The sequence below is a fragment of the Cupriavidus sp. FW305-F7 genome (assembly GCF_058782875.1).
In genome coordinates this window covers 126025-150976 of record NZ_JBYSYC010000003.1, presented here as the reverse complement: position 1 = coordinate 150976, position 24952 = coordinate 126025, and the positions used below count along the sequence as shown (strand labels likewise).

Annotated in this window: 23 protein-coding genes; 15 read left to right on the top strand and 8 right to left on the bottom strand. The window is 68.6% G+C overall.

The genetic code is table 11. From position 1 onward, the window contains the following. The first annotated feature begins 12 nt into the window (after positions 1-12). The 11 genes from leuC (at position 13) to cobA (ending at position 10942) form a co-directional block, all read left to right on the top strand. The gene (gene leuC, locus AC3WL8_RS04040) at positions 13-1431 is read left to right on the top strand and encodes a 3-isopropylmalate dehydratase large subunit (protein WP_013953866.1); all 1419 of its coding nucleotides are present in this window, start codon (positions 13-15) and stop codon (positions 1429-1431) included. Continuing rightward, complete coding sequence (gene leuD, locus AC3WL8_RS04035; RefSeq protein WP_153954144.1) at positions 1424-2068, top strand: 3-isopropylmalate dehydratase small subunit; 645 nt, start codon at positions 1424-1426, stop codon at positions 2066-2068. Before leuC ends, leuD begins: the two co-directional genes overlap by 8 nt. Before the next feature lie 220 nt (positions 2069-2288). Then, entirely contained in the window at positions 2289-3953 is a 1665-nt protein-coding gene (locus tag AC3WL8_RS04030; protein ID WP_153954143.1) for a nitrite reductase, read from the top strand. Between the two features lie 12 nt (positions 3954-3965). After that, positions 3966-4328 (top strand): c-type cytochrome, encoded by a 363-nt coding sequence (locus tag AC3WL8_RS04025; protein ID WP_153954142.1) that lies wholly within the window; start codon positions 3966-3968, stop codon positions 4326-4328. After that, positions 4268-5503, top strand: coding sequence for a cytochrome D1 domain-containing protein (locus tag AC3WL8_RS04020; RefSeq protein WP_153954141.1), 1236 nt, complete (start codon positions 4268-4270; stop codon positions 5501-5503). The genes AC3WL8_RS04025 and AC3WL8_RS04020 overlap by 61 nt, the downstream gene beginning before the upstream one ends. Before the next feature lie 7 nt (positions 5504-5510). After that, positions 5511-6500 (top strand): siroheme decarboxylase subunit beta, encoded by a 990-nt coding sequence (gene ahbB / locus AC3WL8_RS04015; protein WP_013953871.1) that lies wholly within the window; start codon positions 5511-5513, stop codon positions 6498-6500. Next, complete coding sequence (locus AC3WL8_RS04010) at positions 6497-6961, top strand: AsnC family transcriptional regulator (RefSeq protein WP_153954140.1); 465 nt, start codon at positions 6497-6499, stop codon at positions 6959-6961. The genes ahbB (AC3WL8_RS04015) and AC3WL8_RS04010 overlap by 4 nt, the downstream gene beginning before the upstream one ends. After that, positions 6961-7461: a siroheme decarboxylase subunit beta gene (gene ahbB, locus AC3WL8_RS04005; protein ID WP_013953873.1), complete on the top strand. Its 501-nt coding sequence runs from the start codon at positions 6961-6963 to the stop codon at positions 7459-7461. Before AC3WL8_RS04010 ends, ahbB (AC3WL8_RS04005) begins: the two co-directional genes overlap by 1 nt. 12 nt (positions 7462-7473) lie before the next feature. Beyond that, positions 7474-8637, top strand: a complete 1164-nt coding sequence (gene nirJ, locus AC3WL8_RS04000; RefSeq protein ID WP_153954139.1) for a heme d1 biosynthesis radical SAM protein NirJ — start codon at positions 7474-7476, stop codon at positions 8635-8637. After that, complete coding sequence (locus tag AC3WL8_RS03995) at positions 8634-10133, top strand: cytochrome D1 domain-containing protein (protein ID WP_492377930.1); 1500 nt, start codon at positions 8634-8636, stop codon at positions 10131-10133. The genes nirJ and AC3WL8_RS03995 overlap by 4 nt, the downstream gene beginning before the upstream one ends. 35 nt (positions 10134-10168) lie before the next feature. Further along, entirely contained in the window at positions 10169-10942 is a 774-nt protein-coding gene (gene cobA / locus AC3WL8_RS03990; RefSeq protein ID WP_153954137.1) for a uroporphyrinogen-III C-methyltransferase, read from the top strand. A gap of 126 nt (positions 10943-11068) precedes the next feature. On the opposite strand, the gene pobA is transcribed toward cobA, so the two are convergent. After that, positions 11069-12238: a 4-hydroxybenzoate 3-monooxygenase gene (gene pobA / locus AC3WL8_RS03985; protein ID WP_492377929.1), complete on the bottom strand. Its 1170-nt coding sequence runs from the start codon at positions 12236-12238 to the stop codon at positions 11069-11071. Between the two features lie 126 nt (positions 12239-12364). Between pobA and AC3WL8_RS03980 the strand changes: the two genes are divergently transcribed. Next, positions 12365-13270 carry a helix-turn-helix domain-containing protein gene (locus AC3WL8_RS03980; protein ID WP_211979441.1) on the top strand — a complete coding sequence of 302 codons (906 nt, stop codon included), beginning with the start codon at positions 12365-12367 and terminating at the stop codon, positions 13268-13270. Positions 13271-13274: 4 nt separating this feature from the next. Here AC3WL8_RS03980 and pcaDC read toward each other — a convergent pair whose 3' ends face one another. The 4 genes from pcaDC to pcaH form a co-directional block, all read right to left on the bottom strand. Beyond that, positions 13275-14450 carry a bifunctional 3-oxoadipate enol-lactonase/4-carboxymuconolactone decarboxylase PcaDC gene (gene pcaDC, locus AC3WL8_RS03975; RefSeq protein WP_492377928.1) on the bottom strand — a complete coding sequence of 392 codons (1176 nt, stop codon included), beginning with the start codon at positions 14448-14450 and terminating at the stop codon, positions 13275-13277. A 70-nt stretch (positions 14451-14520) separates the two neighbouring features. Beyond that, a complete protein-coding gene (locus AC3WL8_RS03970; protein WP_228772415.1) occupies positions 14521-15876 on the bottom strand; it encodes a 3-carboxy-cis,cis-muconate cycloisomerase in 1356 nt (451 codons plus the stop codon). A gap of 107 nt (positions 15877-15983) precedes the next feature. After that, positions 15984-16553: a protocatechuate 3,4-dioxygenase subunit alpha gene (pcaG, locus tag AC3WL8_RS03965; RefSeq protein WP_013953881.1), complete on the bottom strand. Its 570-nt coding sequence runs from the start codon at positions 16551-16553 to the stop codon at positions 15984-15986. 4 nt (positions 16554-16557) lie between these two features. Beyond that, a complete protein-coding gene (gene pcaH, locus AC3WL8_RS03960; protein WP_013953882.1) occupies positions 16558-17259 on the bottom strand; it encodes a protocatechuate 3,4-dioxygenase subunit beta in 702 nt (233 codons plus the stop codon). Positions 17260-17353: 94 nt separating this feature from the next. Between pcaH and AC3WL8_RS03955 the strand changes: the two genes are divergently transcribed. After that, a complete protein-coding gene (locus AC3WL8_RS03955) occupies positions 17354-18307 on the top strand; it encodes a LysR substrate-binding domain-containing protein (protein WP_492377927.1) in 954 nt (317 codons plus the stop codon). Here the strand turns inward: AC3WL8_RS03955 and AC3WL8_RS03950 are convergent. Further along, positions 18301-19683, bottom strand: coding sequence for an MFS transporter (locus AC3WL8_RS03950; protein WP_211979443.1), 1383 nt, complete (start codon positions 19681-19683; stop codon positions 18301-18303). The genes AC3WL8_RS03955 and AC3WL8_RS03950 overlap by 7 nt on opposite strands. A gap of 469 nt (positions 19684-20152) precedes the next feature. On the opposite strand from AC3WL8_RS03950, the gene AC3WL8_RS03945 reads away from it, so the two are divergent. Further along, complete coding sequence (locus tag AC3WL8_RS03945; RefSeq protein WP_041228724.1) at positions 20153-20353, top strand: DUF2905 domain-containing protein; 201 nt, start codon at positions 20153-20155, stop codon at positions 20351-20353. Positions 20354-20368: 15 nt separating this feature from the next. Here AC3WL8_RS03945 and AC3WL8_RS03940 read toward each other — a convergent pair whose 3' ends face one another. After that, on the bottom strand, positions 20369-22318 hold the full coding sequence (locus tag AC3WL8_RS03940; RefSeq protein WP_153954133.1) for a methyl-accepting chemotaxis protein: 1950 nt from the start codon (positions 22316-22318) through the stop codon (positions 20369-20371). Positions 22319-22583: 265 nt separating this feature from the next. Then, positions 22584-23606, bottom strand: coding sequence for a LysR family transcriptional regulator (locus AC3WL8_RS03935; RefSeq protein WP_492377926.1), 1023 nt, complete (start codon positions 23604-23606; stop codon positions 22584-22586). Between the two features lie 106 nt (positions 23607-23712). On the opposite strand from AC3WL8_RS03935, the gene AC3WL8_RS03930 reads away from it, so the two are divergent. Further along, positions 23713-24933, top strand: coding sequence for an MFS transporter (locus AC3WL8_RS03930; protein ID WP_153954131.1), 1221 nt, complete (start codon positions 23713-23715; stop codon positions 24931-24933). The last annotated feature ends 19 nt before the right edge of the window (positions 24934-24952 follow it).

Below are 24952 nucleotides of genomic sequence, written 5' to 3'. Positions count from 1 at the left end.
AAGGCAGTTGCCATGACCCCCAAGACGCTATACCAGAAGCTGGTCGACTCCCATACCGTGGCCAGGATCGACGACGACAATGTGCTGTTGTACTGCGACCTGCACCTGATGAACGAGTACACCAGCCCGCAGGCCTTCGCCGGGTTGCATGAACAGGGCCGCGGCGTGCTGGTGCCGGGACAGAACGTCTCGGTGGTCAGCCATATCATCCCGACGCACCCCACAGCGATCCGCGTGATCGCGGACCCGGCCTCGGCGCTGCAGGCCACCAACCTGCGTGCCAACTGCGAGCGGCACGCGATCCCGCTGTTCGACACCAACGACACGCTGCAGGGCATCGAGCACGTGATCGCGCCCGAGCACGGCATGATCCGGCCGGGCATGGTGGTGATCTGCGGCGACAGCCATACCACCACCTACGGCGCGCTCGGCGCGCTGGGCTTCGGCATCGGCACGTCCGAGGTCGAGCATGTGCTGGCCACCCAGACGCTGGTCTACCGGATGGCCAGGACCATGCGCATCCGCGTGGACGGCAAGCTGCCCGCCGGCACCACCGCCAAGGACCTGATCCTCAGGATCATCGGCGCGATCGGCGCGCAAGGTGCGCGCGGCTACGTGGTGGAGTACTGCGGATCGGCGATCCGCGACCTGAGCGTCGAGGCCCGCTTCACGCTGTGCAACATGACCGTGGAAGCCGCGGCGCGCGGCGCGCTGATCGCGCCGGACGCGGTCGCCACCGACTATGTGCTGCGCCGCGCCGTGGATATCGAAGGCCCGCAGCGCGACGCCGCGCTCAGCTACTGGGCCACGCTGCAGAGCGATCCGGACGCCGTGTTCGACATGGACTTCGTGTTCGACGCGAGCGAGATCGAGCCCTACGTCACCTGGGGCACCAGCCCGGACCAGGTGCTGCCGGTTTCCGGGCAGATCCCGTTCCCGGAAGACCAGATCGACGAGGCCGAGCAGCGCTCGGTCGAGCGCGCGCTGGCGTACACGCACCTGCAACCGGGCGCCGCGCTGGCAGGCACGCCGATCCAGCACGTCTTCATCGGCTCCTGCACCAACGGCCGCATCGAGGACCTGCGCGCGGTGGCCAGCGTAGTGCGCGGCCGCAAGGTCGCTGCAGGGGTCCGGGCCATGGTGGTGCCTGGGTCGGGCGCGGTCAAGGCCCAGGCCGAGCGCGAGGGCCTGGCCGGGATCCTCACCGCCGCCGGCTTTGAATGGCGGCAACCGGGCTGCTCGATGTGCCTGGCCATGAACGACGACGTGCTCGCCGACGGCGTGCGCTGCGCTTCCACCACCAACCGCAATTTCGAGGGCCGGCAGGGACGCGGTGCCATCACCCACCTGATGAGCCCGGCCATGGCCGCCGCGGCAGCGGTCACCGGCGTCATCACCGACGTCCGCAAGTTGGAGATCACCCATGCCTGAACACACCTGCATCGCCGGCAAAGGCGCCGCCATCCGCTTCGAGAACCTCGATACCGACCAGATCATCCCCAAGCAGTTTCTGCGCGGGATCGACAAGGCCGGGCTGGCCGAGGGCATCCTCTACGACCACCGCTTCGATGCCAGCGGCGCGCCGCGCCCTGGCTTCGTGCTGAACCGGCCCGAGTACGCCGGCACCAGTATCCTGGTGAGCGGCGCCAACTTCGGCTGCGGCTCCAGCCGCGAGCACGCCGTCTGGGGCCTGCAGCAATTTGGCATCCGCGCCGTGATTGCGCCGAGCTTCGGCGAGATCTTCTATTCGAACGCGATGAACAACCGGCTGCTGCTGGTGATGCTGCCGCGTGAGGTGATCGAGCCGTTGATGAACGACGTGGATGCGGACGCGGGCAACACCATCAGCATCGATGTCGAGGCGATGCGGGTGCGCACTCCGTCTGGCGACTACGCCTTCGACCTGTCGGCACGGCACCGCCGCATGTTTATCGAAGGGCTGGACATGATCGGCCTGTCGCTGCGGCAGCGCGGCGAGATCGAGCAGTTCATCCAGCAGTACCGGGGCGCGTTCCCGTGGACAACGAACGTGGCCAGGCGCACGCGCGACCGCTTGGGCCCGACCTGAACCCTGCCTTGCAAGCGCATCGCCTCCACGGTGCGCTTGCACCATCGCAAACGACAAACATCAACCACCCACACTTCGTTCCCGCACCACCGCCGCCGTTTGATGCCAGTCAATTCCATGTCGTCAGTGTGTCCGCATGCTTCCCACATGACGACAGGTGCCCGCCACCCAGGCATGGGCACCGCGAAACCGCTTTCCTCACCGCTGATCCACGGCACCCATGAAAGCAAAAAACTGGCTGTACCCGGCAATCGCGGCATTGCCGCTCTCACTCTGGCTCGGGCTGCCACATGCAGCCACCAAGGCAGAACCGAAGGCGGAACAGAAGGCCGCCATCCCCACCCTCACTGCCGCTGAGTTCGACCACGCCCGGCAGATCTACTTCGAGCGCTGCGCCGGCTGCCACGGCGTGCTGCGCAAGGGCGCGACCGGCAAGGCGCTGACGCCGGACATCACCCGCGCGCGCGGCACCGAGTACCTGAAGACCTTCATCAAGTACGGCAGCCCCGCCGGCATGCCGAACTGGGGCACCTCGGGCGATCTCTCCGACCCGGAAGTCGACCTGATGGCGCGCTATATCCAGCTCGACCCGCCGACCCCGCCCGAGTACTCGCTGGCCGATATCGAGAAAAGCCGCAAGGACATCCTGCCGGTGGCCCAGCGCCCGACCAGGAAGATGAACCAGTACAACCTTGACAACCTCTTCTCGGTCACGCTGCGCGATGCCGGCGAGGTGGCGCTGATCGACGGCGACAGCAAGCAGATCATCAATATCGTCAAGACCGGCTACGCGGTGCATATCTCGCGCATGTCGGCGTCCGGGCGCTACCTGTATGTGATCGGCCGCGATGCGCGGCTGGACCTGATCGACCTGTGGCTGCCCAAGCCCGATATCGTCGCGGAAGTGAAGGTCGGCATGGAGGCGCGCTCGGTCGAGACCTCCAAGTACAAGGGCTATGAGGACAAGTACGCCGTGGCCGGGTCCTACTGGCCGCCGCAGTACGTGATCATGGAAGGCGACACGCTCAAGCCGCTCAAGGTGGTCTCCACGCGCGGCATGACCGTGGACAACGAATACCACCCCGAGCCGCGCGTGGCGGCCATCGTCGCCAGCCATTTCCATCCGGAGTTCGTGATCAACGCCAAGGAGACCGGCAAGATCCTGATGGTCAACTACTCGGACCTGTCCAACCTGAAGACCACCACGATTGATTCAGCCAAGTTCCTGCATGACGGCGGCTTCGACGCCACCGGCCGCTACTTCCTGGTGGCCGCCAATGCGTCCGACAAGATCGCCGTGGTCGACACCAAGGAGAACAAGCTGGCCGCACTGATCAACGTGGGCAAGACCCCGCATCCGGGACGCGGCGCCAACTTCACGCATCCGAAGTTCGGCCCGGTCTGGACCACCAGCCACCTTGGCGACGAGACGATCAGCCTGATCGGCACCGATCCGGTCGGACACCCGGCGCAGGCGTGGAAGGTGGTGCAGACCATCAAGGGCCAGGGCGGCGGCTCGCTCTTCATCAAGACCCACCCGAAGTCGTCCAACCTGTGGGTCGACACGCCGCTGAACCCTGACGCCAAGCTCAACCAGTCGGTGGCGGTATTCGACACGCGCAACCTGGAAGCCGGCTACAAGGTGCTGCCGATCGCTGAATGGGCCGAGCTGAAGGGCGCGGGCGCCAGGCGCGTGGTGCAGGCCGAATACAACAAGGCCGGCGACGAGGTCTGGTTCTCGGTCTGGGGCACCAAGGACGGCGAGTCCGCGCTGGTGGTGGTCGATGACAAGACCCGCACGCTCAAGACCGTGATCAAGGACAAGCGCCTGGTCACCCCGACCGGCAAGTTCAACGCCTACAACACGCAGCACGACGTGTACTGAGCCGGCACCACCATGCGTGATCACATCGCCTGGCGGCGCGCTGCACTGGCGGGGCTGGCAGCTGCCTTGCTGGGCGCAGCGCCCGGCGCGGCGGCCCAGCCCACCCCTGCCCGGCAGGCGCAGCTTGCGCACTGGCTGCGCGATGACTGCGGCGCCTGCCATGGCATGACGCTGCGCGGCGGGCTGGGCCCGCCGTTGACGCGCGAGGCGCTGTCCGGCAAGCCGCCCGCGGGCCTGATCGCCACCGTGCTGTACGGCCGCCCCGGCACCGCGATGCCGCCCTGGCAACCCTTCATGACGCAGGATGAAGCCCAATGGCTGATCGATCGACTGCAGGCCGGCAAGCCACCGGCCGCCTCGCCGCAAGGCAACTGATCCGCGGCCTGGCCGCGGCCTTGTGCGCCACCGTTGCCGCCGCGCTGGTGGCGGGTTGTGCCAGCGCCGTGCGCGGCACCGGCGACCTGGGCGTGGTGGTGGAGCGCGCCGCCGGGCAGCTGCAGATTGTCGAGACCACCGGCATGACCCGGCTGGCAACGGTGGAAGGACTCGGCGACTTGTCCCACGCCAGCGTGGTGTTCTCGCGCGATGCACGCTACGCCTATGTCTTCGGCCGCGACGGGGGACTGACGCGCGTGGACCTGCTCAGCGCCCGCATCACCCACCGCATGCTGCAGGCGGGTAACAGCATCGGCGGCGCGATCTCGCAGGATGGCCGCGTGGTGGCCGCGCAGAACTACGCGCCTGGCGGCATCCGCCTGTTCGACGCACAGACCCTTGAACCGCTGGCTGACCTGCCGGCGATCGGCAATGACGGCCGCCGCTCCAAGGTGGTGGGCCTGGCCGACCTGCCCGGCCGCCGCTTTGCCGCCAGCCTGTTCGAATCCGGCGAGATCTGGATCATCGACGCCAGCTATCCGCGCCGGCCGCAGGTGACACGCCTGCCCGCCGGCCGCGAGCCGTACGACGGACTGGTCACGCCCGATGGCCGCTGGTACCTGGCCGGCCTGTTCGGTGAGGACGGCCTGGCGCTGGTCGACCTGTGGCAGGCGCCGCTGCTGTCGCGCCGCGTGCTCTCCGGCTACGGCCGCGGCAGCGCGCCGCTGCCGGTCTACAAGATGCCGCACCTGCGCGGCTGGGCCATGGCCCAGGGCATGGCCTGGCTGCCGGCGATCGGCCGTCATGAGGTGTTGGTGGCCGACCCCGCCAACGGCTGGCAGCAGGCCGCGCGCGTGCCGCTGGCCGGCCAGCCGGTCTTTGTGATGGCACGGCCAGACGGGCGCCAGGTCTGGGTCAACTTCGCCTTCCCCCACAACGACACGGTGCAGGTGATCGACACCGCCACGCGCCAGGTGGTGCGCACGCTGCATCCCTGCCGAGGCGTGCTGCACATGGAGTTCACACCCAAGGGCGAGTCGCTGTGGCTGTCCTGCCGCGACGACAACCGTGTCGAGGTCTACGACACCGCCAGCCTGGCGCGCATTGCCACGCTGCCCGCCGACAACCCCAGCGGCATCTTCTTCACCGTGCGCGCGCAACGGTTCGGCATGTAAGGGCCCCATGTACGATGAACTGAACCTCTACGACACCCTGCAGCGCGATTTCCCGCTGCAGCCGCGGCCCTACCAGGCGCTGGCCGGCAAGCTCGGCCTGTGTGAACACACGCTGCTGAGCCTGCTGGCGCGCGACCTGGGCAGCGGGCGCATCAGCCGCGTCGGCGCCGTGTTCGCGCCCAACGTGATCGGCGTCAGCACGCTGGCGGCGCTGTCCGTGCCGCCGGCCCAGCTGGACCGCGTGGCGGCGCGCGTCAGCGCCTGCGCGGCGGTCAGCCACAACTATGCGCGCAGCGGCCACCCGTACAACCTGTGGTTTGTCGCGGGCGCGCGCGAGCGACGCATGCTCGACGTCACGCTGGCGTCGATCGGGGACATGACCGGCCTGGCGCCGCTGGACCTGCCCATGGCCCGCGAGTATCACATCGACCTCGGTTTCCCGCTCGCGCGCCCGGGCAGCGCACGCGCCCGCCGCGCAGCCAGCGCGGCCGCTCCCGCCGCACCTGTCGCCCTGGACGATGACGACTGGCGCCTGGTGGCAGCACTGGAAACCGGCCTGCCGCTGACGCCGCGCCCGTTCCACGCGCTGGCGGCGCAAGCGCGGATGCCGATGCCGCAGGTCCTGGAGCGGCTGGCGCGCTGGTCCGCGCAGGGCGTGATCCGGCGCTTGGGCGTGGTGCTGCAGCATGGGCGCTTCGGCTTCGGCCACAACGCCATGTGCGTGTGGGACGTGCCCGACGCGCACGTGGACGCCATCGGCATGCGGTTGGCCCGGCAGGCGCGCGTGACCCTGTGCTACCGCCGCGCGCGCCGGCTGCCCGACTGGCCCTACAACCTGTTTGCGATGGTCCATGCGCGCAATGCGGAGGACTTGCAGCCCGCGCTGGCGCGCATCCACGCCACCGCCGGGCTGGAACATGCGCCCGGGACCGTGCTGGTCGGCACGCGCTGCTACAAGCAGCGCGGCACACGCTATGCCATGCAGGTGTCGGCATGACCCGTGCAATCGCAGCACTCGACCCGCTCGACCGCCGCATCATCAACGCGCTGCAGCGCGGCCTGCCACTGGTGCCGCATCCGTATGCCGAAGCCGCATCGGCCCTCGGCATCACCGAGGCCGAACTGCTGGAGCGGCTGCGCGCGCTGCTTGCCGCAGGCGTGCTGACGCGCGTCGGCCCGCTGTACCAGATCGAGCGCGCAGGCGGAAGCTTCGTGCTGTGCGCCTGCCATACGCCAGCCGAACGGATTGAAGCTGTGATCGCCGCCGTCAACGCGCACCCCGAGGTCGCCCACCACTATGCGCGGACGCATCACCTGAACCTGTGGTTCGTGCTGGCGGTGGCAAGGCCGGGGGAGGTCGCACCGGTGCTCGCGCGCATTGCCGCGGCGGCCGGCGTCGAGATCCTGCCGTTCCCGAAGGAACGCGAGTTCTTCGTCAACCTCTACCTGCCCGCCTGATGTCCGAGCCTGTCGATCCCGTCGACCTGGCGCTGATCCGCGCCACGCAAGCCGGCCTGCCGCTGGTGCCGGCGCCCTATGCGGCGGTGGCCTGCGAACTCGGCCTGACCGAGCACGAGGTGATCACGCGGCTGGCTGCGATGCAGGCGCGCGGCGTGCTGCGCCGTATCGGCGCCGTGCCCAACCACTACCGGCTGGGCTGGCGCGCCAACGGCATGACCGTGTGGGACGTGGACGATGCGTGCATTGACACGCTGGGCGAGCGCATCGGCGCCCTGCCCTTCGTCAGCCATTGCTATCGCCGTCCGCGCCACTTGCCGAATTGGCCCTACAACCTGTTCGCGATGGTCCATGCGCGCTCCCGCGAAGACGCCGCGCCGCAGGTTGCCGCGATCGCGGCACTGCTTGGCGACGCCTGCCGCGCGCACGACGTGCTGTGGTCCACCCGCATCCTCAAGAAAACCGGGCTGCGCCTGCCGTCGCCCGGCCCAGACCAATAGGAAACCCCGCCCATGTTCCGCCTGTCCCGCTTCATGGAAGCCCTGCGCGATGCCGGCCCGGTGCCGCCGCCGCGCAAGCCCGCCGGCCCGGTGGTGATCTGGAACCTGATCCGCCGCTGCAACCTCAACTGCCGGCATTGCTATGCCACCTCCGCCGACACGGACTTCAAGGGCGAGCTGGATACCGCCGAGGCGCTGCGCGTGCTCGACCAGCTGCGCGATGCGCGCGTGCCCGCGCTGATCCTGTCCGGGGGCGAACCGCTGCTGCGGCCTGACCTCTATGAGATTGCCGCACGGGCGCGCGCGCTCGGCTTCCACCTGTCGCTGTCATCCAACGGCACGCTGCTTGATGCAGGGCATGCCGCCCGGCTCGCGGCAGCGGGCTTCGACTACGTCGGCGTCAGCCTGGACGGCTTGCCCGCCACGCACGACCGGTTCCGCCGCAGCGACGGCGCCTTCGCGCAGGCGCAGGCCGGCCTGCGCGCCGCGCGTGCGGCCGGCCTGCGCGTGGGCGTGCGCATGACGCTGACCGAAGCCAACGCGGCGCAACTGCCCGACTTGGTGGCCCTGACCGAATGCGAGGGCATCGACAAGTTCTACCTGTCTCACTTCAACTATGCCGGCCGTGCGCGCAGCCATCGCGCCGAAGACGCGCACCATGCCCGCACCCGCGCCGCGCTCGACTGGCTGTTCGACCACGTCTGGCAGCGCACGCAGCAGGGCCATGCGGGCGACTTCGTCACCGGCAACAACGATGCGGATGGCGTGTACCTGCTGTACTGGATCGCCAGGCGCCTGCCGCATCGCCTGGCCGATTTGCGCCAGCGGCTGGAACACTGGGGCGGCAACGCCACCGGCGTCGGCGTGGCCAATATCGACAACCTGGGCAATGTCCATCCCGACACGATGTGGTGGCACGTGACCGTGGGCAATGTGCGCGAGCGGCCGTTCGGCGATATCTGGGCCAGCCGCGCCGATCCGCTGATGGCGGGCCTGGCCAGCACGCCGCGTCCGCTGCAGGGGCGTTGCGCCGGCTGCGCATATCGCGCCATCTGCAACGGCAACACCCGGGTGCGCGCCTTTGCGCTGACGGGCAACCCCTGGGCGGAGGACCCGGGTTGCTACCTGAGCGATGACGAGATCGCGCATACGCCGGGCACGGAGGTCGCAGCATGAAGACCGTGCTCCGATGGCTGATCGCCCTGGCCTTTGCCGGCGCCGCGCAATCCGCCATGGCCGCCGAACCCGCGGCGGTCTACAGCCAGCACTGCGCCACCTGCCATGGCACCGACCGCCTCGGCGCCATGGGCCCCGCGCTGCTGCCGGAGAGCCTGGAACGCCTGCGCGCCAGCGAACTTGACCAGGTGCTGCACGATGGCCGTGCCGCCACGCAGATGCCGGCATTCGCCGGCACGCTGGCCGAACCCGACTTGCAGGCGCTGGCGCGCTGGCTGCGCACGGCGCCCGCAGCCACGCCGCAATGGAACGCAGAGGCCATTCGCGCCAGCCATATCGTCCACCACGCCCCCGGCAGCCTGCCGGCACGGCCCGTGTTCAGCGCCGATCCGCAAAACCTGTTCGTGGTGGTGGAGGCCGGCAGCCATCATGTGACCGTGCTGGACGGGGATCGGCTGGCACCGGTCCATCGCTTTGCCACCCGCTTTGCGCTGCACGGCGGCCCCAAGTTCAGCCGCGACGGCCGCTATGTCTACATGGCCAGCCGCGATGGCTGGGTCAGCAAATACGACGTGTGGAACCTGGCCTATGTGGCGGAGATCCGGGCCGGTGTGAACACGCGCAACGTCGCCGTCAGCGACGACGGCCGCTGGGTGCTGGCCGGCAATACGCTGCCGCGCACGCTGGTGCTGCTCCATGCCGAAGACCTGTCGCTGGCGCGGGTGATCGACGTGAGGGGGCGCGATGGCGAGGCCTCGCGCGTCTCCGCCGTCTACGACGCCGCGCCGCGCCACAGCTTTTTTGCCGCGCTGAAGGATATCGCCGAGGTCTGGGAGATTCCGTATGCCGATGCGGCCGGCGCGCCGTTGCCCGCGCTGGCACCGCGCGTGGTGGTGCTGGATGATGTGCTCGATGACTTCTTCTTCGACCAGTCCTATCGCCATATCCTGGGCGCTTCGCGCAAAGGTGGCGGACAAGTGATCGACCTGCAGAAGGGCCGCAAGGTTGCGGCGCTTGCGCTTGGCGGCATGCCGCACCTGGGCAGCGGCATCACCTGGCAGCGCGATGGCCGTGAAGTGATGGCCTCGCCCGACCTCGGGCAGGGGCGCATCACGGTGATCGACATGCAGGCCTGGCATACGATCGCCACCATACCAACCAACGGCCCGGGCTTTTTCCTGCGTAGCCATGAAAACAACCCCTACGCCTGGGCCGACGCCATGATGAGCCCGAAGCGCGACACGCTGCAGGTGATCGACAAGCAAAGCCTGCGGGTGGTCGGCAGCGTCACGCCGAGCCCTGGGCGCACCGCCGCCCACGTCGAATTCACGCGCGACGGGCGCTACGCGCTGGTCAGCCTGATGGAGCGCGACGGCGCCATCGTCGTGTACGACGCGGCCACCTTGCAGGAGGTCAGGCGCCTGCCGATGGACAAGCCAATCGGCAAGTACAACGTCTTCAACAAGACCACGCGCTCGGCCGGCACCAGCCACTGAGCCGGCGTGGTGATGCCCCATTGCAGGAGGCCAAGATGAATTCCCCCCTGAAGCCCGGCAAGGTCTGGCTGGTCGGCGTCGGCCCCGGCAGCCCGGACCTGGTCACGGTACGCGCCATGCGCGCGCTGGCCGCGGCCGAGGTCTGGCTGGTCGATGACCTGGTCGCGCCGGAGATGTCCTGCTATGCCAGCCCCGGCACCCATGTGGAGTGGGTCGGCAAGCGCGGCGGGCGCTGCTCGGTCAGCCAGGAACGCATCCAGCAGCTGACGCTGCAGCATGCGCTGGCCGGCCGCAACGTGGCGCGCGTCAAGGGCGGAGATCCGCTGCTGTTCGGGCGCGGCGGCGAAGAAGCGGCCTTCCTGCGCGGCCAGGGCATGGCCGTCGAGATCGTCAACGGCATCAGCAGCGGCATGGCCGCCGCGCAGGCACTGGGGATTGCGCTGACCCACCGCGCGCACTGCCATGGCGTGACCTTTGTCACCGGCCATACCAGCGCGCACGGCTCGCCCGACTGGCAGGCGCTGGTGCGTGGCGGCACCACGCTGGTGATCTATATGGGCATGAGCCGGATCGCGGCGATCCGCGACGGCTTGCTGGCGGCGGGCATGTGCAGCGACATGCCAGCGGCGGTGGTGATGCATGCCGGCAGCGAGCAGGCACGCAGCTGGACCGGCTCGCTCGGCACGCTCGCCGAATCGCTCGCAGCGGGGCTGGCCAGCCCGGCCGTGGTGCTGGTGGGTGGGGTGGTCGGAGACACGCTGCAGGCGGTGCAGGCGATGGTGCCGGGTGCCGGCGCGCTGGTAGCGTAGCGTTGGCTGCCGGCAAGGTGCTACCGAGTTCCGGGAACCCGATTGTTTGCTCCCTCTCCCGCTCGCGGGAGAGGGAGCAAACCCGCAGCATGCAAAAGCTGTCAGCAATCGCGCAGCGCACTCAGCTCAATACGGCAACCCCACATAATTCTCCGCCAGCGCCCGCGACGCCGCCTCCGACCCCACCAAATACTCCAGCTCCGCCCGCTGCATCCGCAACGAGAACGCATCCGCATCCGGAAACCGGTGCAACAGCGAAGTCATCCACCACGAGAAGCGCTCGGCCTTCCACACCCGCTGCAGGCAACGCGCGGAATAGCCATCGAGGCCGCTGGCATCGGCATGGCGGTAACGGGCTTCAAAACCCTCGGACAACGCCAGCACATCACTGGCCGCCAGGTTCAACCCCTTGGCCCCGGTAGGCGGCACGATATGCGCCGCGTCGCCCGCCAGGAACAGCCGGCCAAAACGCATCGGCTCGCACACAAAGCTGCGCAGCGGCGCAATGCTCTTCTCGATGCTGGGCCCGGTCACCAGCGCGCTTGCCGTCTGCGGATCGAGCCGGCTGCGCAGCTCCTGCCAGAAGCGCTCATCGGACCAGTCTTCCACGCGCTCGCTCGACGCCACCTGCACGTAGTAGCGGCTGCGGTGGCGTGAACGCATGCTGCACAGCGCGAAGCCGCGCTCATGGCTGGCGTAGACCAGCTCATCGGCAACGGGTGGCGTCTCCGACAACAGCCCCAGCCAGCCAAACGGATAGACGCGCTCGAACACCTGCCGCGCCGCCACCGGCACGCTCTCGCGGCAGATGCCGTGAAAGCCGTCGCAGCCGGCGATGTAGTCGCAGGCAACCTCGTGCATGGCGTCATCCTTGCGATAGCGCACCGACGGCGTGCTGCCGTCGAAGCCCTGCACGCTGACTTCCTGCGCTTCATAGATGGTGGGGGTGCCGTCGGCGCGGCGCGCTTCCATCAGGTCGCGCGTGACCTCGGTCTGCCCGTACACGGTGACGCTGCGCCCGATCAGCGCATGCAGGTCGATATGGTGGCGCTGCCCGCCGTACGACAGTGCGATGCCGTGGTGGACCAGGCCTTCCGCATGCAGCCGCCGGGCCACGCCGGCGCGTTCCAGCGCGTCGACGGTGACGCTCTCCAGGATGCCCGCGCGGATGCGGCCAAGCACGTATTCGGGGCTGCGTTGTTCGATGATGATGTTGTCGATGCCGGCGCGTGTCAGCAACTGGCCGAGCAGCAGGCCGGCCGGGCCGGCGCCGATGATGGCAACCTGGGTGCGCATGTCTTGTCTCCTTGTGGGTATCCGTCTTCTGCCGCTAAAGATAGTCGGCGGTGGCCCGCCAAGGAATGGACAGATCGAACCAATGACAGGACAATCGGAACATCGCTGGTAAACACTGAAGCCACCGTGAGACCTGTCCCGACGTACTCGCTGTACGGCACCAATCCCTCGGAATTGCTGTCAAACCAGCTGCATTTTGAGTCCATCGCCGCGCGCAGCCGCCTGCACGGGTGGGAGATCAAGCCACACCGGCATGAGCGCTTCCTGCAAATTCTGTACATTCACTCAGGCGCCGGCGAAGCCTTGCTGGAGGAGCGGCGCGAACCGCTGCGCAGCGGTTCGCTGGTGACGATGCCGCCACGGCACATCCACGGCTTTGTCTTCACTCCGGACACCGACGGCATGGTTGTGACCATGACCGACAGCCACCTGCGCACGCTGCTGGCCGGTGTGCCGGATGCGCTGCCGCTGTTCGCCCGTCCGCGCCACGACCGCGTGCGCCGGGGCCACGCGCTGGCCGATACGCTGGCGCTCGTTCGTGGCGAGATGGAAACTGTGTCCGCCTGGCCGGGGGCGTCGCTGTCGGCGTTGATGACGCTGCTGCTGATCGGCATCGCGCGGCTGGCCAATGCCACCGCGCCGGCCGCGGTGCGCAGCAACAGCCGGCCCGCGCGGCACTTCCAGCACTTTCAGCAGATGCTCGAGTCAGCTTATCGTGAGCAGAAGGAAATCGCGCACTATGCCGGCGCCATCGGCATCACGCCCACACAGCTCAACCGCGTGTGCCGACAGGCGTGCGGGCAGTCGGCCCTGCAGATGATCCATGCGCGCGTGCTGGCCGAGGCGCAGCGCGACTTGCTCTTCAGCGACCTGGAGGTCAAGTACATCGCCCTGTCGCTCGGGTTCTCCGACGCCGCCTACTTCTCGCGCTTCTTCGCGCGGCTGGTAGGACAGTCGCCGACAGAGTTCCGGCAATCGGGGCGCGCGCGGCTGCCGGCAGCCATGCCGCCGCCCGCGGATGCGGCGGGGTGACCGGTCAGCCGGCCTGGTCCATCCCGGCGAACACCTCCTCGGCCAGATGAAAGGCCGAGTTCGCCGCCGGCACGCCGCAATAGATCGCGGTCTGCAGCAGCACCTCCTTGATCTCGTCGCGCGTCACGCCATTGTTGGCGGCGGCGCGCAGATGCAACCTGAGCTCCTCCGGGCGGTTCAGCGCCACCATCATGGCGATGGTCAGCAGGCTGCGCGTATGCCGCGGCAGGCCTTCGCGCGTCCAGATCTCGCCCCAGGCATAGCGCGTGATGAGGTTCTGGAATTCCTCGTTGAGCGGGGTCAGCCGCGCGAGCGAACGGTCCACGTGCGCGCTGCCCAGCACCTCGCGCCGCACGGCAAGGCCGGCGTCGTAGCGCGCATGATCATCGGTCACCGGCAGCCGGCCGCGCACGAAATCGAGCAGCGCTGCCGTGAAGCGGCCGGGCTGCTCGATGCTGGAAATATGCGCGGCGGGCAGTTCGACAAAGCGGGCGCCGGGAATCGCATCAGCCAGCTCGCGGCCTTCCTGCGCAGGGGTCGACGGGTCCTGGCTGCCGGCGATGACCAGCACCGGCACTTGGATCGACGCGACCGACTCGCGGAAATCGGCGTCGCGCACGGCCGCGCAATTGGCCGCATAGCCGCGCGGATCGAGCCCGGCCAGCACATCGCGCAAGCCGTCCAGGGCGCGCTCCGCCGTGGCGGCAAACCCCGGCGTGAACCAGCGTTCGACCGAAGGCGCGACCATCACGGCCATGCCTTCGCGCAGCACGGTGTCGATGCGGGTATTCCAGCCGTCGGCATTGCCGATCTTCGCGGCGGTATTGGCCAGCACGATATGCGAGAACCGCTGCGGCGCATGGATGCCCAGCCACATCCCGGTGAGCCCGCCCATCGACAGGCCACAGAACACCGCCTGCCCGATCCCCAGCGCATCCAGGATGGCGATGACGTCCTGCCCGAGCTGCGCCACGGTAAAGGCATCGCCAGGCGCGGTCGAGCGGCCGTGGCCGCGGGTGTCGTAGCGCACCACGCGAAAGCGCCCGGCCAGCGTGGCAGCCTGCGGCTCCCACATGGTGTGGTCGGTGCCGAGCGAGTTCGAGAAGAGGATGGCCGGCGCGGAATCGGGGCCGTCAACGGTGTAGAAGAGCCGGGCGCCGGCGTGGTCGAGGTAGGGCAATACAGTCTCCTTGGGTGCGCGGCCGGCGGCGTGGCCGGCGCATCGCGGTAGTTCCGGGCTCAGGGCAGTCTCAGGACTGGCGCGCCGCCAGCGCGGATTGCCAGGCCTGCACGGCGGCGTCCGCAAAGGCAGCTGACTGGCCCGCGTAGTTGGCCGGGTCGGCAAGGCGGTCCAGCACGGCGTCATCGAGCAGGCCGGCATGCGCCGGGTCGGATTGCAGCGTGAGGGCCAGCGCGTCGCGCAGGCTGGTGCCGTCGGCCACCGCACGTTGCGAGGCACGCTCTACCAGATGGTGCGCTGGCAGCCGACCGATCCTGCTGCCAAGTTCAAGCATCGCCGCCTCGCCGAGGATCAGGCCATGGGTGAGGCCGAGGTTGGCACGCATGCGCGCCGTATCGACCTGCAGCCCCGCCACGACCTCGCCCATCTGGCGCAGCGCGCCGGCGGCCAGCGTCACGATCTGCGGCAGCGTGTCCCACTCTGCCTGCCAGCCGCCCAGGGCGCGTTCATGTTCCTGCACCATGCCCGCCAGCATCGTCGCCACCAGCGGGGGCACGCGCACCGCGGCCGTCAGCACTGCCGCGCAGCCGACCGGGTTGCGCTTGTGCGGCATGGTGCTGGAGCCGCCGCGGCCGGGGCCGGCTGGCTCGGCCACTTCCGCCACCTCGGTCTGCATCATCAGGGAGATATCGCGCGCCATCTTGCCGAGCGTGCCGATCAGCATGCCCAGCGTGGTGGCGATCTCGGCCATGCGGTCGCGATGTGCGTGCCACGGCAGCACAGGGGCGGCCAGGTCCAGTTCGCGGGCCAGCGCGGCGGTCACCGCGGGCGCGGCCTGGCCAAGGCTGGCGAGCGTGCCGGCGGCGCCGCCGAACTGCAGCACGCGGGTCTGGACACGGGTGGCATCGAGACGGCCGAGATCGCGGCGCAGCGCATCGAGCCAGCCCGCGGCCTTGAGGCCGAAGCTGGCTGGCAGGGCATGCTGGAGCCAGGTGCGCGCGACCATCGGCGTGGCCCGATGCGCCGAAGCCAGCGCGGCGCAGGCTTCGCCCAGGCGCACCAGGTCGGCATCCAGCGCGCGCAGCGCGTCGCCGGCCTGGAGCACCAGTGCGGTGTCGATGATGTCCTGGCTGGTGGCGCCCCAGTGGACAAAGCGCGCCGCCTCGGCATCGCGCGCGGCCACGGCGGCGGTCAGTTGCCTGACGAAGGGAATGGCGAGATTGCCGGCAGCGACAGCGGCTTGCGCAAGCGCGTCGCGGTCAATGATGCCGGGGTCGCGGCAGACGTCTGAAATCACGGCCGCGGCCGCGGCAGGGATCACGCCGCTGTCGGCTTCGGCGCGCGCGAGCGCGGCCTCCACGGCAAGCATACGCTGCACCGTGCCGGCGTCGGAGAAAATGTCCAGCACGGCCGGGCTGCCGGACATGGGATCGGTAAGACGCATAGCGGTTGGCATTGGGGGCGATGGGTAGCGTGAGTGGCCGTGACATCGACGGCCACCCGATTATGCGTCTGTTGCCGGCAGCGGGGCCTTCAGATATCGAAGAACACCGTCTCGCCCTGCCCCTGCAGCGCCACGTCCCAGCGCAGCGTGCCGTTGCCGGCATCGCTGGCAATCAGCGTGCCGCGGCGCTCGGCGGGGACCAGCGCCAGCACGGCATCGGCAGCATTGGCGGCCGCTTCGTCCGGGAAGTACATGCGCGTGGCGACATGCTTGACCAGCCCGCGCATGAACACCGACACCATGATATGCGGCGCCTGCGGCCGGCCGTCCGGACCGGGCACGGTGCCGGGCTTGACGGTGACAAAGCGGAACGAGCCGTCGGCCTCGGTCGGCACGCGGCCGAAGCCGGTAAAGCCAGGCACCAGCGGCAGCTCGCGCGCATCGTCGGGGTGGCGGTAGCGGCCGGCGGGGTTGGCCTGCCAGATCTCGACCATGCCGTCCGGCACGGGCTCGCCGTCGGCGTCGGTCACGCGGCCTTCGATCACGATGCGCTGGCCAGCCAGTTCCGGCGCGCTGGCGGTCAGGTCGGCGCAGTTCAGGCCGTTCAGGCCGATATGGAGATAAGGGCCGACGGTCTGGGATGCGGTGGCGTAAAGCATGGTCTTACTCCATCGGCGTGGCATCGCGGCCACGCAGCACGATATCGAAATGGTAGCCGAGCGCGTATTCGGGCTGGGTCGTCTCCCAGTCGAGGCTGGCCACAAGCCGGTCGCGCGCCTTTTCGTCCGGCACGCAGTTGAAGATCGGATCGAACGGCAACAGCGGATCGCCGGGGAAATACATCTGCGTCACCAGCCGCGTGGCGTAGGCGTTGCCGAACAGCGAGAAGTGGATATGCTGCGGCCGCCAGGCATTGTGGTGGTTGCGCCAGGGATAGGCGCCCGGCTTGATGGTCTTGAACTGGTAGCGCCCGCTGGCATCGGTGACGGTGCGGCCCTCGCCCGAGAAATGCGGGTCGAGCGGCGCATCATGCTGGTCGCGCTTGTGCACGTAGCGGCCGGCCGCATTGGCCTGCCAGACCTCGATCAGCGCGTTCGGCACCGGCCTGCCATTCTCGTCCAGCACGCGGCCGGTCACGAGGATGCGCTCGCCGATGGGCTCGCCGCCGTTGCCGACGGTGAGGTCGTTATCGCCTTCACGGACGAACTCGGCGCCAAAGGTGGGACCGGTCACTTCAGACAGCGACTGCGGCAGCGCAATCAGCGGCTGGCCCGGCGAGCGCTTCTGCGTCGAGGCATAGGGATCGAAGCGGTATTCGGGCTGGGTGTCCCAGTAGGGACGGCGGTACTGGGCAAGACGGGTCATCGCGCAGTCTCCTTGTCATTGGAATGGTTTGACTTTAAACAACACATAAAGTCATGTAAATTAAGAATTCGTCGAAATACGATAACTTTTTGACATGAAACTCCAAGGCCCACTCGCGCTCGAAATCTTCCGCAATCGCGTGCGGCTGCGGCACCTCTATTGTTTCGTGGCCGTGTCCCAGACCCAGCACCTGGGCCGCGCCGCCGAACGCCTGGGGCTGACGCAGCCGGCTGTCTCCAAGACACTGAGCGAGCTCGAGGAACTGGCCGGCACCCGCCTGCTGGTCCGGCAGCGGGCCGGCACTGAACTGACCACCGCCGGCACGCGCTTCCTGCGCCACGCCCTGCGCATCCTCGCGGATATCGATGCCGCGGCGGACAGCATGGCCGGCGCGGATGCGCCGCCGCAGGAGCGCATCCGGCTAGGTGCGCTGCCAAGCGTGGTGCCGGCGGTGTTGACTGATGCCCTGCTGCGTTTCCGCGCCGCGCATCCCGAGGTCGGTCTGGCCGTGCAGACCGGCATGAACCGCAACCTCATCGACCAGCTCAAGGCGGATGTGCTCGATCTGGTCATTGGCCGGATGGACGACCCGGTGGCCATGGAGAGCTTGTGGTTCGAGTCGCTGGGCCCGGACTCGCTGGCACTGGCGGTTCGTCCCGGGCATCCCCTCGCCGCCGTATCGCGGCCAACGCTGGTTGACGCACTGGCGTGGCCGCTGGTGATTCCGGCCGCAGGCTCGATTCCCCGCCACAACACCGAAAGCCTGCTCGCCCGGCACGGCCTGCCGCTGCCGGACGGCTGCGTGGAAACTTCGGACGCCTATCTCGGACGGCTGCTGGCCCGGCAGAGCGACAGCGTGTGGGCAGCGCCGCTCTCGGCCACCAGCCGTGCGGTATCCGAGGGGGATCTGGTACTCCTGCCAATCGATACGCAGGGCACCGAGGAACCGATCGGCCTGCTGCGGCACGGCGACCGCACGCTCACGCCGATGGCCGAGGCGCTGGCGAACTGCATTCGCGCCGCGGCGCAGCCTGCTCCCGCTCAGTGACTTGCCACGCTTGCGCCGCCATTGACCGAGTCGGCGGCAGCCACGGGGCGGCTGTTGAAATGCTTCACCAGCAGCGCTCCGGCGGCAAGGAATGCCGGCACGGTGAGCAGCGTAAAGATCGTGTCGAAGCCCAGGTGCAGGCGCAGCAGTTCGGCACCGAGCAGCGCACCGGTGATGCCGCCGAAACGGCCGATGCCAAGCATCCAGGCAACGCCAGTGGCGCGGCCCTGCGTCGGGTAAAAGGCCGCGGCCAGCGAAGGCATCGAAGACTGGGCGCCGTTCATGGCCGTACCGGCGAGGAAGATCAGCACGCCCAGCAGCACCTGGCTGCCGGTGCCGTGGCCCACGGCGTAGATCAGTACGCCGGTTGCAGCGTAGGTGATGGCGATGACCTTGTTCGGATTGAAGCGGTCCATGAACCAGCCGGCCGCGATGGTGCCGATGCCGCCGCCGAGCGGGAACAGCGCCGTCAGGAATGACGCGTGCTGGATCGAGAAACCGGCGTCCTTCATCAGCGTCGGCATCCAGCTCGTCAGCAGGTAGAAGATGACAAGGCCCATGAAGTAAGTGGTCCACAGCATCGCCGAGCCCAGGCGATAGCCGGGCGCCAGCACGGTGCCGATGGCGGATCGGGTCGCAGGGGCCTGCTCGCCGATGATGAAGTTGTTGGCCTCGGACAGGTCTGCGCCAGTCACGCGCCGCAGCACGTTGCGGATCTGGGTGGCAGGATAGTTGCGCAGGACCATGTAGCGCACGGACTCCGGCAGCAGCACCACCAGCAACAGCGCGAGCGCAAGCGGCACGATGCCGCCAAGCAGCAGCACGCTGTGCCAGCCGAAGTGCGGAATCATCGCGGCGGCGACAAAGCCGCCGGCCGCGGAACCAAGCGGAAAGCCGCAGAACATGGTGTTCACGAGCACGGCACGGCGGCGTTGCGGCGCAAACTCCGATGTCAGCGTCACGGCATTGGGCATGGCGGCACCCAGGCCCAGGCCGGTCAGGAAGCGCCAGACCGTGAGCCAGCCCAGCGTGGGCGCAAACGCGGTGGCGAGGCTGCAGGCGCCAAAGAAGAAGACGGACAGCACCAGCACCTTCTTGCGGCCGACACGGTCAGCCAGCGGACCGGCGAAGATCGCACCGAAAGCAAGACCGAACAGCGCCGCGCTCATGACGGGCCCGAGGGCGGCTTTCTCGATCCCCCATTCCTGCACCAGCGCCGGCGCGATATATCCGATTGCGGCGGTATCGAAACCGTCAATGGCAACGATCAGGAAGCACAGCACAAGAATGAGCCACTGGTAACCAGTGAATCGCTGTCCGTCGATCAGGGCCTGGACGTCCGTGACGCCGCCCTTCGTTTGGGTGGGATGTTGCACTGCTGTCTCCGTTTGCCTGGAAATCGCACGAGCCGTCCTGTGGGCCGGACATGCGATATTGTTCTAATTGCGAACTGCTGTTCTCCAATTGAACGGAATCTTAGGCAACGGGCGTTGGGACTCAGAATTAGCGTTAACCCGGCGGGAAATTGGCCATCCAGCGTGTGGATTTCGCCGGAAGGCGCCATTTTTGTGGAACCAGACTGAACATCTGGATCACGGAACAGTGCTTTCTATCAGAAAACCGGCTGATCGTGAAATTTACTATCAGACTAACCTTGCGGCATTCCGGCGGTATAACCAAATTTCATGCAAAGAGCGCCAACTCTCAATTTACATTCCGAAACCCGCGACCTATAGTCCCTGCCCCCGGTGCGCCGAGCCGATGCAATCCTGCGGCGAAGTGCCTGTCCAACGTCTCAGGACCCGGGGCGCCACAAGCCGCCGGCCCGAACAAATCCATCCGATCATGCAACGCCTGCTTCTCATCCTTGGCTGCCTGCTGATCGCAGCCGCCGCTGCCTGGCCCTGGCTGTCGAAGCTGCCGCTCGGGCGGCTGCCCGGCGATATCCATATCGTCCGGGACGGGTTCAGCTTCTACTTTCCGATCACGACCTGCATCCTGGTGTCGGTGCTGGTGTCGGTCGTGATCTGGGTCTTCCGGCGCTGAGCACTGCGAGGTGCACTAGGCATGCGCCTCGGTCCGGAACACCGCCACTGCCCGCTGCATATGCAGCGCCTGCTCCTGCAGTGACTGCGCCGCCGCGGCGGCCTCCTCCACCAGCGCCGCGTTCTGCTGCGTGACCTGATCCATCTGCGTCACCGCCTGGTTGACCTGGGCGATGCCGCTGCTCTGCTCGCGCGAGGCATGGCTGATCTCATCCATCATCGCCGTCACGCGGCCGATGGCGGCAACGGTGTTCTCCATGGTCGCGGCAACGTCCAGCGCCAGCGTGTTGCCCGACGCCACGCGCTGCGCCGATTGCGAGATCAGCGTGCGGATCTCCTTGGCCGAGCTGCCGGCGCGCTGCGCCAGCCCGCGCACTTCAGTCGCCACCACGGCAAAGCCGCGGCCTGCCTCGCCCGCGCGCGCGGCCTCCACCGCCGCGTTCAGCGCCAGGATATTGGTCTGGAAGGCAATGCCGTCGATCACCGCGATGATGTCGACGATGCGCCGCGAATCGGCCTCGATCTCCTGCATGGTCTGCTGCATGCGCCCGACCGCATCGCCGCCGGCGCGCGCCACGCCAGACGCCTCGCGCGCCAGCTCGCTGGCCTGGCCGGCATTGCTGGCGTTCTGCTGCACGGTTGCAGTCAGCTGCTCCATGCTGGCCGCGGTCTGCTCCAGCGACGAGGCCTGCTCCTCGGTGCGCTGCGACAGGTCGATATTGCCCTGCGCGATATCGCCCGCCGCCGCCAGCACGTTGTGCGCGCCGGCCTTGGTGTCGCCGATCAGCGCGCGCCAGCTGTCCACCAGCGACAGCAGGTGCCGCTTGATCTCGCTCAGTTCGTCGCGCCCGCGCACCGCGATGCGCAGGGTCAGGTCGCCCGCGTTGATGCGCTCGACCATCTCCGCCACCTGCCGCACGTCGCCGCGCATGCCGCGGCTGAAGCCGATGAACAGGTAGAACGCTGCGGCCACGGTCACCAGCGCAATGCCCGCCAGCAATACGAACTGCCCTTCCTGCGCCGCGACACGCTGTGCCAGCATGGTGTCCACGATCCCGGCAAACGCCTTGTTGGCGGCCGCCACGCCTTCGATGGCCGCGGTGGCCTCGTCGAAGTAGGTCTTGGCATCGATATCGATGCCGGTCGCGCCCAGCATCCGCACCTTGAGCGTGCGATGGAAGTTGTCCATCGCGGCGAGCCGCGCCAGCGCGGCATCGATGCGCGGCCGGTACGCGGGTGCCGCGTTCCCGACGCGCGCGATGTCGCGCCGCACCGTTTCCAGCCCCTCGTGGATCTGCTCGGCGAGCGCGCCCAGGCCCGCCTGCTGCGCGGCATCGGCATAGCCGCCCTGCGCGATGATGCCGGCCCCGCGGCCGCGCGCCAGCGCGCTCAGCTCAGCCAGGCGCGGCATCGGGCCCACCAACAGGTTGAGCAGGTAGTACGAGCCCGCTTCACTGTCCAGCGCCAGCTGCGAGCGCTCGGCCACGTCGCCGATAAACGCCTGCGTCTGCCGCACCAGCGCGCTGTGGCGCTCGAACAGCGGCCCCGCCGTGGTGTCCAGGCCAAGCCCGCGCAGATGCTGCCAGTCCTGCTCCAGCTTGCGCGCCCCGGCCGCCAGTTCAAAGGCAGGATTCTCCGCGATGCTGCGCATCAGCCCCGCCAGGCTGGCCGCGGCCTTGTTGTCGGCCGCGTCGAAGGTGGCGCGAAAGGCCGCATTGCCCGACAACACCGCATTGCCGGCGCCGCGCCGGACCTGGGTCTCGCGCATGAAGTCGAGCGCATGCCCGGCCACGGCAAGCCCCCGCACTTCATCGCCGGTGGTGCGGATCGATCGCGCCGCATCGCTCAGCACCACGTACATCGCGCCGCATAGCGGCACCAGGAACAGCACGGCGATCAGCGCGAGCTTGCGGTTGATATTCAGGCGCGCCATCAGGCGCTCGGCGGGAAGGAAAAAGGGATTCATGGCGGTCACAGAACCTGGCTTGGATTTCCTCCTATCGGCCTTGATTTGCAGGCCTGAAGCGCGGATTTCGAAGGCCTTGATAATGCGCAAATCCGGTGCAGAAAACGCGCTGAAGTGGGGCAAAAAGCACGGGTTGCGGGCAGCGTCGGCACCGCTGCCTGCCCACCTGCACCGAAGAGGTGTGGGGCATTGGGCAAAGGGTCACAGCGGCCTGTCCGGCCTTGTGCCCTTGACGGCGTCGTCTTCCGCGCCTCCCTTAGCGCGCTCATGCGCGACGGGTCCGCTCGCCGCGCTCGCGCCGCCGCGGGCCCGCGCTCCCGACCATACCCGGCGTGGGAATGGCTTGCCGCATGGCATCGACAAACGACCTGAGCTTCGCCGGATAGAAGCGCGCATAGGGGTAGACCAGGTAGATCGGCAAGGGATCGGCCTGCCACTGCGGCAGCAGGTGCAGCAGCCTGCCGCTGGCAATGTCGTCGGCAAAGATCCAGGCCGAGCCGACGGCAACACCCAGCCCCAGCCGGGTCGCCGAATGCAGCGCGTAGAGGCTGTCCGTGCTCATGCGCGGCTGGAATGAGATGCCTTGGCGCGCCTGCGTCTGCGTGTTCTGCAGCACGACCTCATTGCGATAGAAGGTGCGCAGCGCCAGCCATGGCAGGCCCTCCAGGTCTTCCGGCCGGCGTGGCAGCGGCTTACCCTCAAACAGCGACGGTGCGGCAATGACCGCGCGCGGCACGTCGGCGAGCCGCACCGCCACCACGCCGGGTTCATGCACCTCGCCTACATGGATCGCGCAATCGATGGCCTCGGCGATGAAATCCGGGGTACGGTCATGCAGCAGCCATTCCACCGAGACTTCGGGGTACTGCTGCAGGAAGCCGGCCAGCGGGCCGACCAGCAGCTCCTGCCCGAAAGCGTGCGGCACCACCACGCGCAACGTGCCTGCCGGCGCATGCCCGACCCCGCGCACGTCGGCCTCGAACATGGTCCAGTCGGCCACCAGCCCCTTGGCACGCTCATAGCAGCGTTCGCCGTCCTCGGTCAGCTTCATCGCATGCGTGGAGCGCTGCAGCAGGCGCACGCCGAGCAGCCGCTCCAGCGTCTGCAGGCGCCGGCTGACGGTGGGCTGGGTCGTCTGCAGCTGCGCTGCCGCCATCGACAGGCTGCCCGCCTCGACGATGCGCACAAAGGTCTGCATCAGCTCGATGCGGTCGGCACTGGTGGCGCCGCGGGCAGCTGCCCTGCCCTGCGTGGCGGGAGTTCGCGGCAATGCTGGCTGGCGTTTCATACGTATCTCGTATAACCATTGTTCATCCCGCACGTCTACCAGAATCCGCCCGCGTGGACAACACTTCGAGCCATCCAAACCCGCCTGCGGACCACGCAACCCCAACATGTCCTCTGCTCCCGCCACCCCATCCGCCGCCACCGTTGCCAGCCCGTCCTTGCCGGCACGCCTGGTGCTGCTGCTTGCCGTCGGCGCAGGCCTTTCAGTCGCCTCGCTGTACTACAGCCAGCCCATGCTCGGGGTGATGGCACCCGACCTGCGTGCTTCCGATTCAGCAACCGGCGCCATCCCGACCCTGACGCAGCTCGGCTATGCGCTGGGCATCCTGCTGCTGGCGCCGCTGGGCGACCGCTATGACCGCCGCCGCATCATCGTGGCCAAGGCGGTGGCGCTGGTCGGCGCCTTGCTGCTGGCGGGCCTGGCGCCCGGCATTGGCGCGTTGCTGGTATCCAGCCTGGTGGTGGGCCTGGCCGCCACCATGGCCCAGGACATCGTGCCCGCTGCAGCGGCGCTGGCGCCCGCGGCGCAGCGCGGCAAGGTGGTCGGGACGGTCATGACCGGACTGCTGCTGGGCATCCTGCTGTCGCGGGTGGTGAGCGGCTTCGTCGCCGCCCACTTCGGCTGGCGCGCCATGTTCATGATTGCGGCGGCCAGCATCGCGGCGGTCGCGCTGGTTGCCCGGCGCCAGTTGCCGCGCTTCACGCCCACCACGGTGCTGCCGTATCGTGCGCTGCTGGCCTCGCTGGCGGCCCTGTGGCGCGAGCATGGCGCCTTGCGCCGCGCTGCGCTGGCGCAGGGGCTGCTGTCGGTGGGCTTCAGCGCGTTCTGGTCGACGCTGGCGGTGATGCTGCATGGCGCACCGTTCCATCTTGGCAGTGAAGCCGCGGGCGCGTTCGGCCTGGCCGGCGCCGCCGGCGCGCTGGGCGCGCCGCTTGCCGGGCGCCTTGCCGACCGCAGCGGGCCGGAGCGGGTGACCCGGCTGGGCGCGGCACTGGCGGCGCTGTCGTTTGCCGGCATGCTGCTGACCCCGCTGGTATCGCCGCATGCGCAGCTGTGGCTGATCGGCGCCAGCGCCATCGGGTTCGACCTAGGTGTCCAGATCGCCCTGGTCGCGCACCAGACCATCGTCTATGGCATCGATCCGGGCGCGCGCAGCCGCCTGAATGCCGTGCTGTTCGTCTGCATGTTCACCGGCATGGCCGTCGGCGCCGCGCTCGGCAGCCTGGCACTGGCGCGTTTCGGCTGGACCGGCGTGGCCGCGCTGGCGACCGCCGCCGCGCTGGCTGCGCTGGCCGTGCGGCTGGCGCCGCGGCGTGGCGCGCGCTGAGCGCCAGCCCCCGGCCTGG

What these genes read in the sequence shown, in the direction of transcription:
- AC3WL8_RS03930 (WP_153954131.1), top strand. Translation starts at nt 23,713, where the DNA reads ATGTCCTCTGCTCCCGCCACCCCATCCGCCGCCACCGTTGCCAGCCCG.
- AC3WL8_RS04030 (WP_153954143.1), top strand. Translation starts at nt 2,289, where the DNA reads ATGAAAGCAAAAAACTGGCTGTACCCGGCAATCGCGGCATTGCCGCTC.
- nirJ (WP_153954139.1), top strand. Translation starts at nt 7,474, where the DNA reads ATGTTCCGCCTGTCCCGCTTCATGGAAGCCCTGCGCGATGCCGGCCCG.
- AC3WL8_RS03945 (WP_041228724.1), top strand. Translation starts at nt 20,153, where the DNA reads ATGCAACGCCTGCTTCTCATCCTTGGCTGCCTGCTGATCGCAGCCGCC.
- AC3WL8_RS03995 (WP_492377930.1), top strand. Translation starts at nt 8,634, where the DNA reads ATGAAGACCGTGCTCCGATGGCTGATCGCCCTGGCCTTTGCCGGCGCC.
- AC3WL8_RS03955 (WP_492377927.1), top strand. Translation starts at nt 17,354, where the DNA reads ATGAAACTCCAAGGCCCACTCGCGCTCGAAATCTTCCGCAATCGCGTG.
- pcaH (WP_013953882.1), bottom strand. Translation starts at nt 17,259, where the DNA reads ATGACCCGTCTTGCCCAGTACCGCCGTCCCTACTGGGACACCCAGCCC.
- AC3WL8_RS04010 (WP_153954140.1), top strand. Translation starts at nt 6,497, where the DNA reads ATGACCCGTGCAATCGCAGCACTCGACCCGCTCGACCGCCGCATCATC.
- AC3WL8_RS03970 (WP_228772415.1), bottom strand. Translation starts at nt 15,876, where the DNA reads ATGTCCGGCAGCCCGGCCGTGCTGGACATTTTCTCCGACGCCGGCACG.
- AC3WL8_RS04025 (WP_153954142.1), top strand. Translation starts at nt 3,966, where the DNA reads ATGCGTGATCACATCGCCTGGCGGCGCGCTGCACTGGCGGGGCTGGCA.
- AC3WL8_RS03935 (WP_492377926.1), bottom strand. Translation starts at nt 23,606, where the DNA reads ATGAAACGCCAGCCAGCATTGCCGCGAACTCCCGCCACGCAGGGCAGG.
- ahbB (WP_013953871.1), top strand. Translation starts at nt 5,511, where the DNA reads ATGTACGATGAACTGAACCTCTACGACACCCTGCAGCGCGATTTCCCG.
- AC3WL8_RS04020 (WP_153954141.1), top strand. Translation starts at nt 4,268, where the DNA reads ATGGCTGATCGATCGACTGCAGGCCGGCAAGCCACCGGCCGCCTCGCC.
- AC3WL8_RS03940 (WP_153954133.1), bottom strand. Translation starts at nt 22,318, where the DNA reads ATGAATCCCTTTTTCCTTCCCGCCGAGCGCCTGATGGCGCGCCTGAAT.
- pobA (WP_492377929.1), bottom strand. Translation starts at nt 12,238, where the DNA reads ATGCGCACCCAGGTTGCCATCATCGGCGCCGGCCCGGCCGGCCTGCTG.
- ahbB (WP_013953873.1), top strand. Translation starts at nt 6,961, where the DNA reads ATGTCCGAGCCTGTCGATCCCGTCGACCTGGCGCTGATCCGCGCCACG.
- leuD (WP_153954144.1), top strand. Translation starts at nt 1,424, where the DNA reads ATGCCTGAACACACCTGCATCGCCGGCAAAGGCGCCGCCATCCGCTTC.
- cobA (WP_153954137.1), top strand. Translation starts at nt 10,169, where the DNA reads ATGAATTCCCCCCTGAAGCCCGGCAAGGTCTGGCTGGTCGGCGTCGGC.
- pcaG (WP_013953881.1), bottom strand. Translation starts at nt 16,553, where the DNA reads ATGCTTTACGCCACCGCATCCCAGACCGTCGGCCCTTATCTCCATATC.
- leuC (WP_013953866.1), top strand. Translation starts at nt 13, where the DNA reads ATGACCCCCAAGACGCTATACCAGAAGCTGGTCGACTCCCATACCGTG.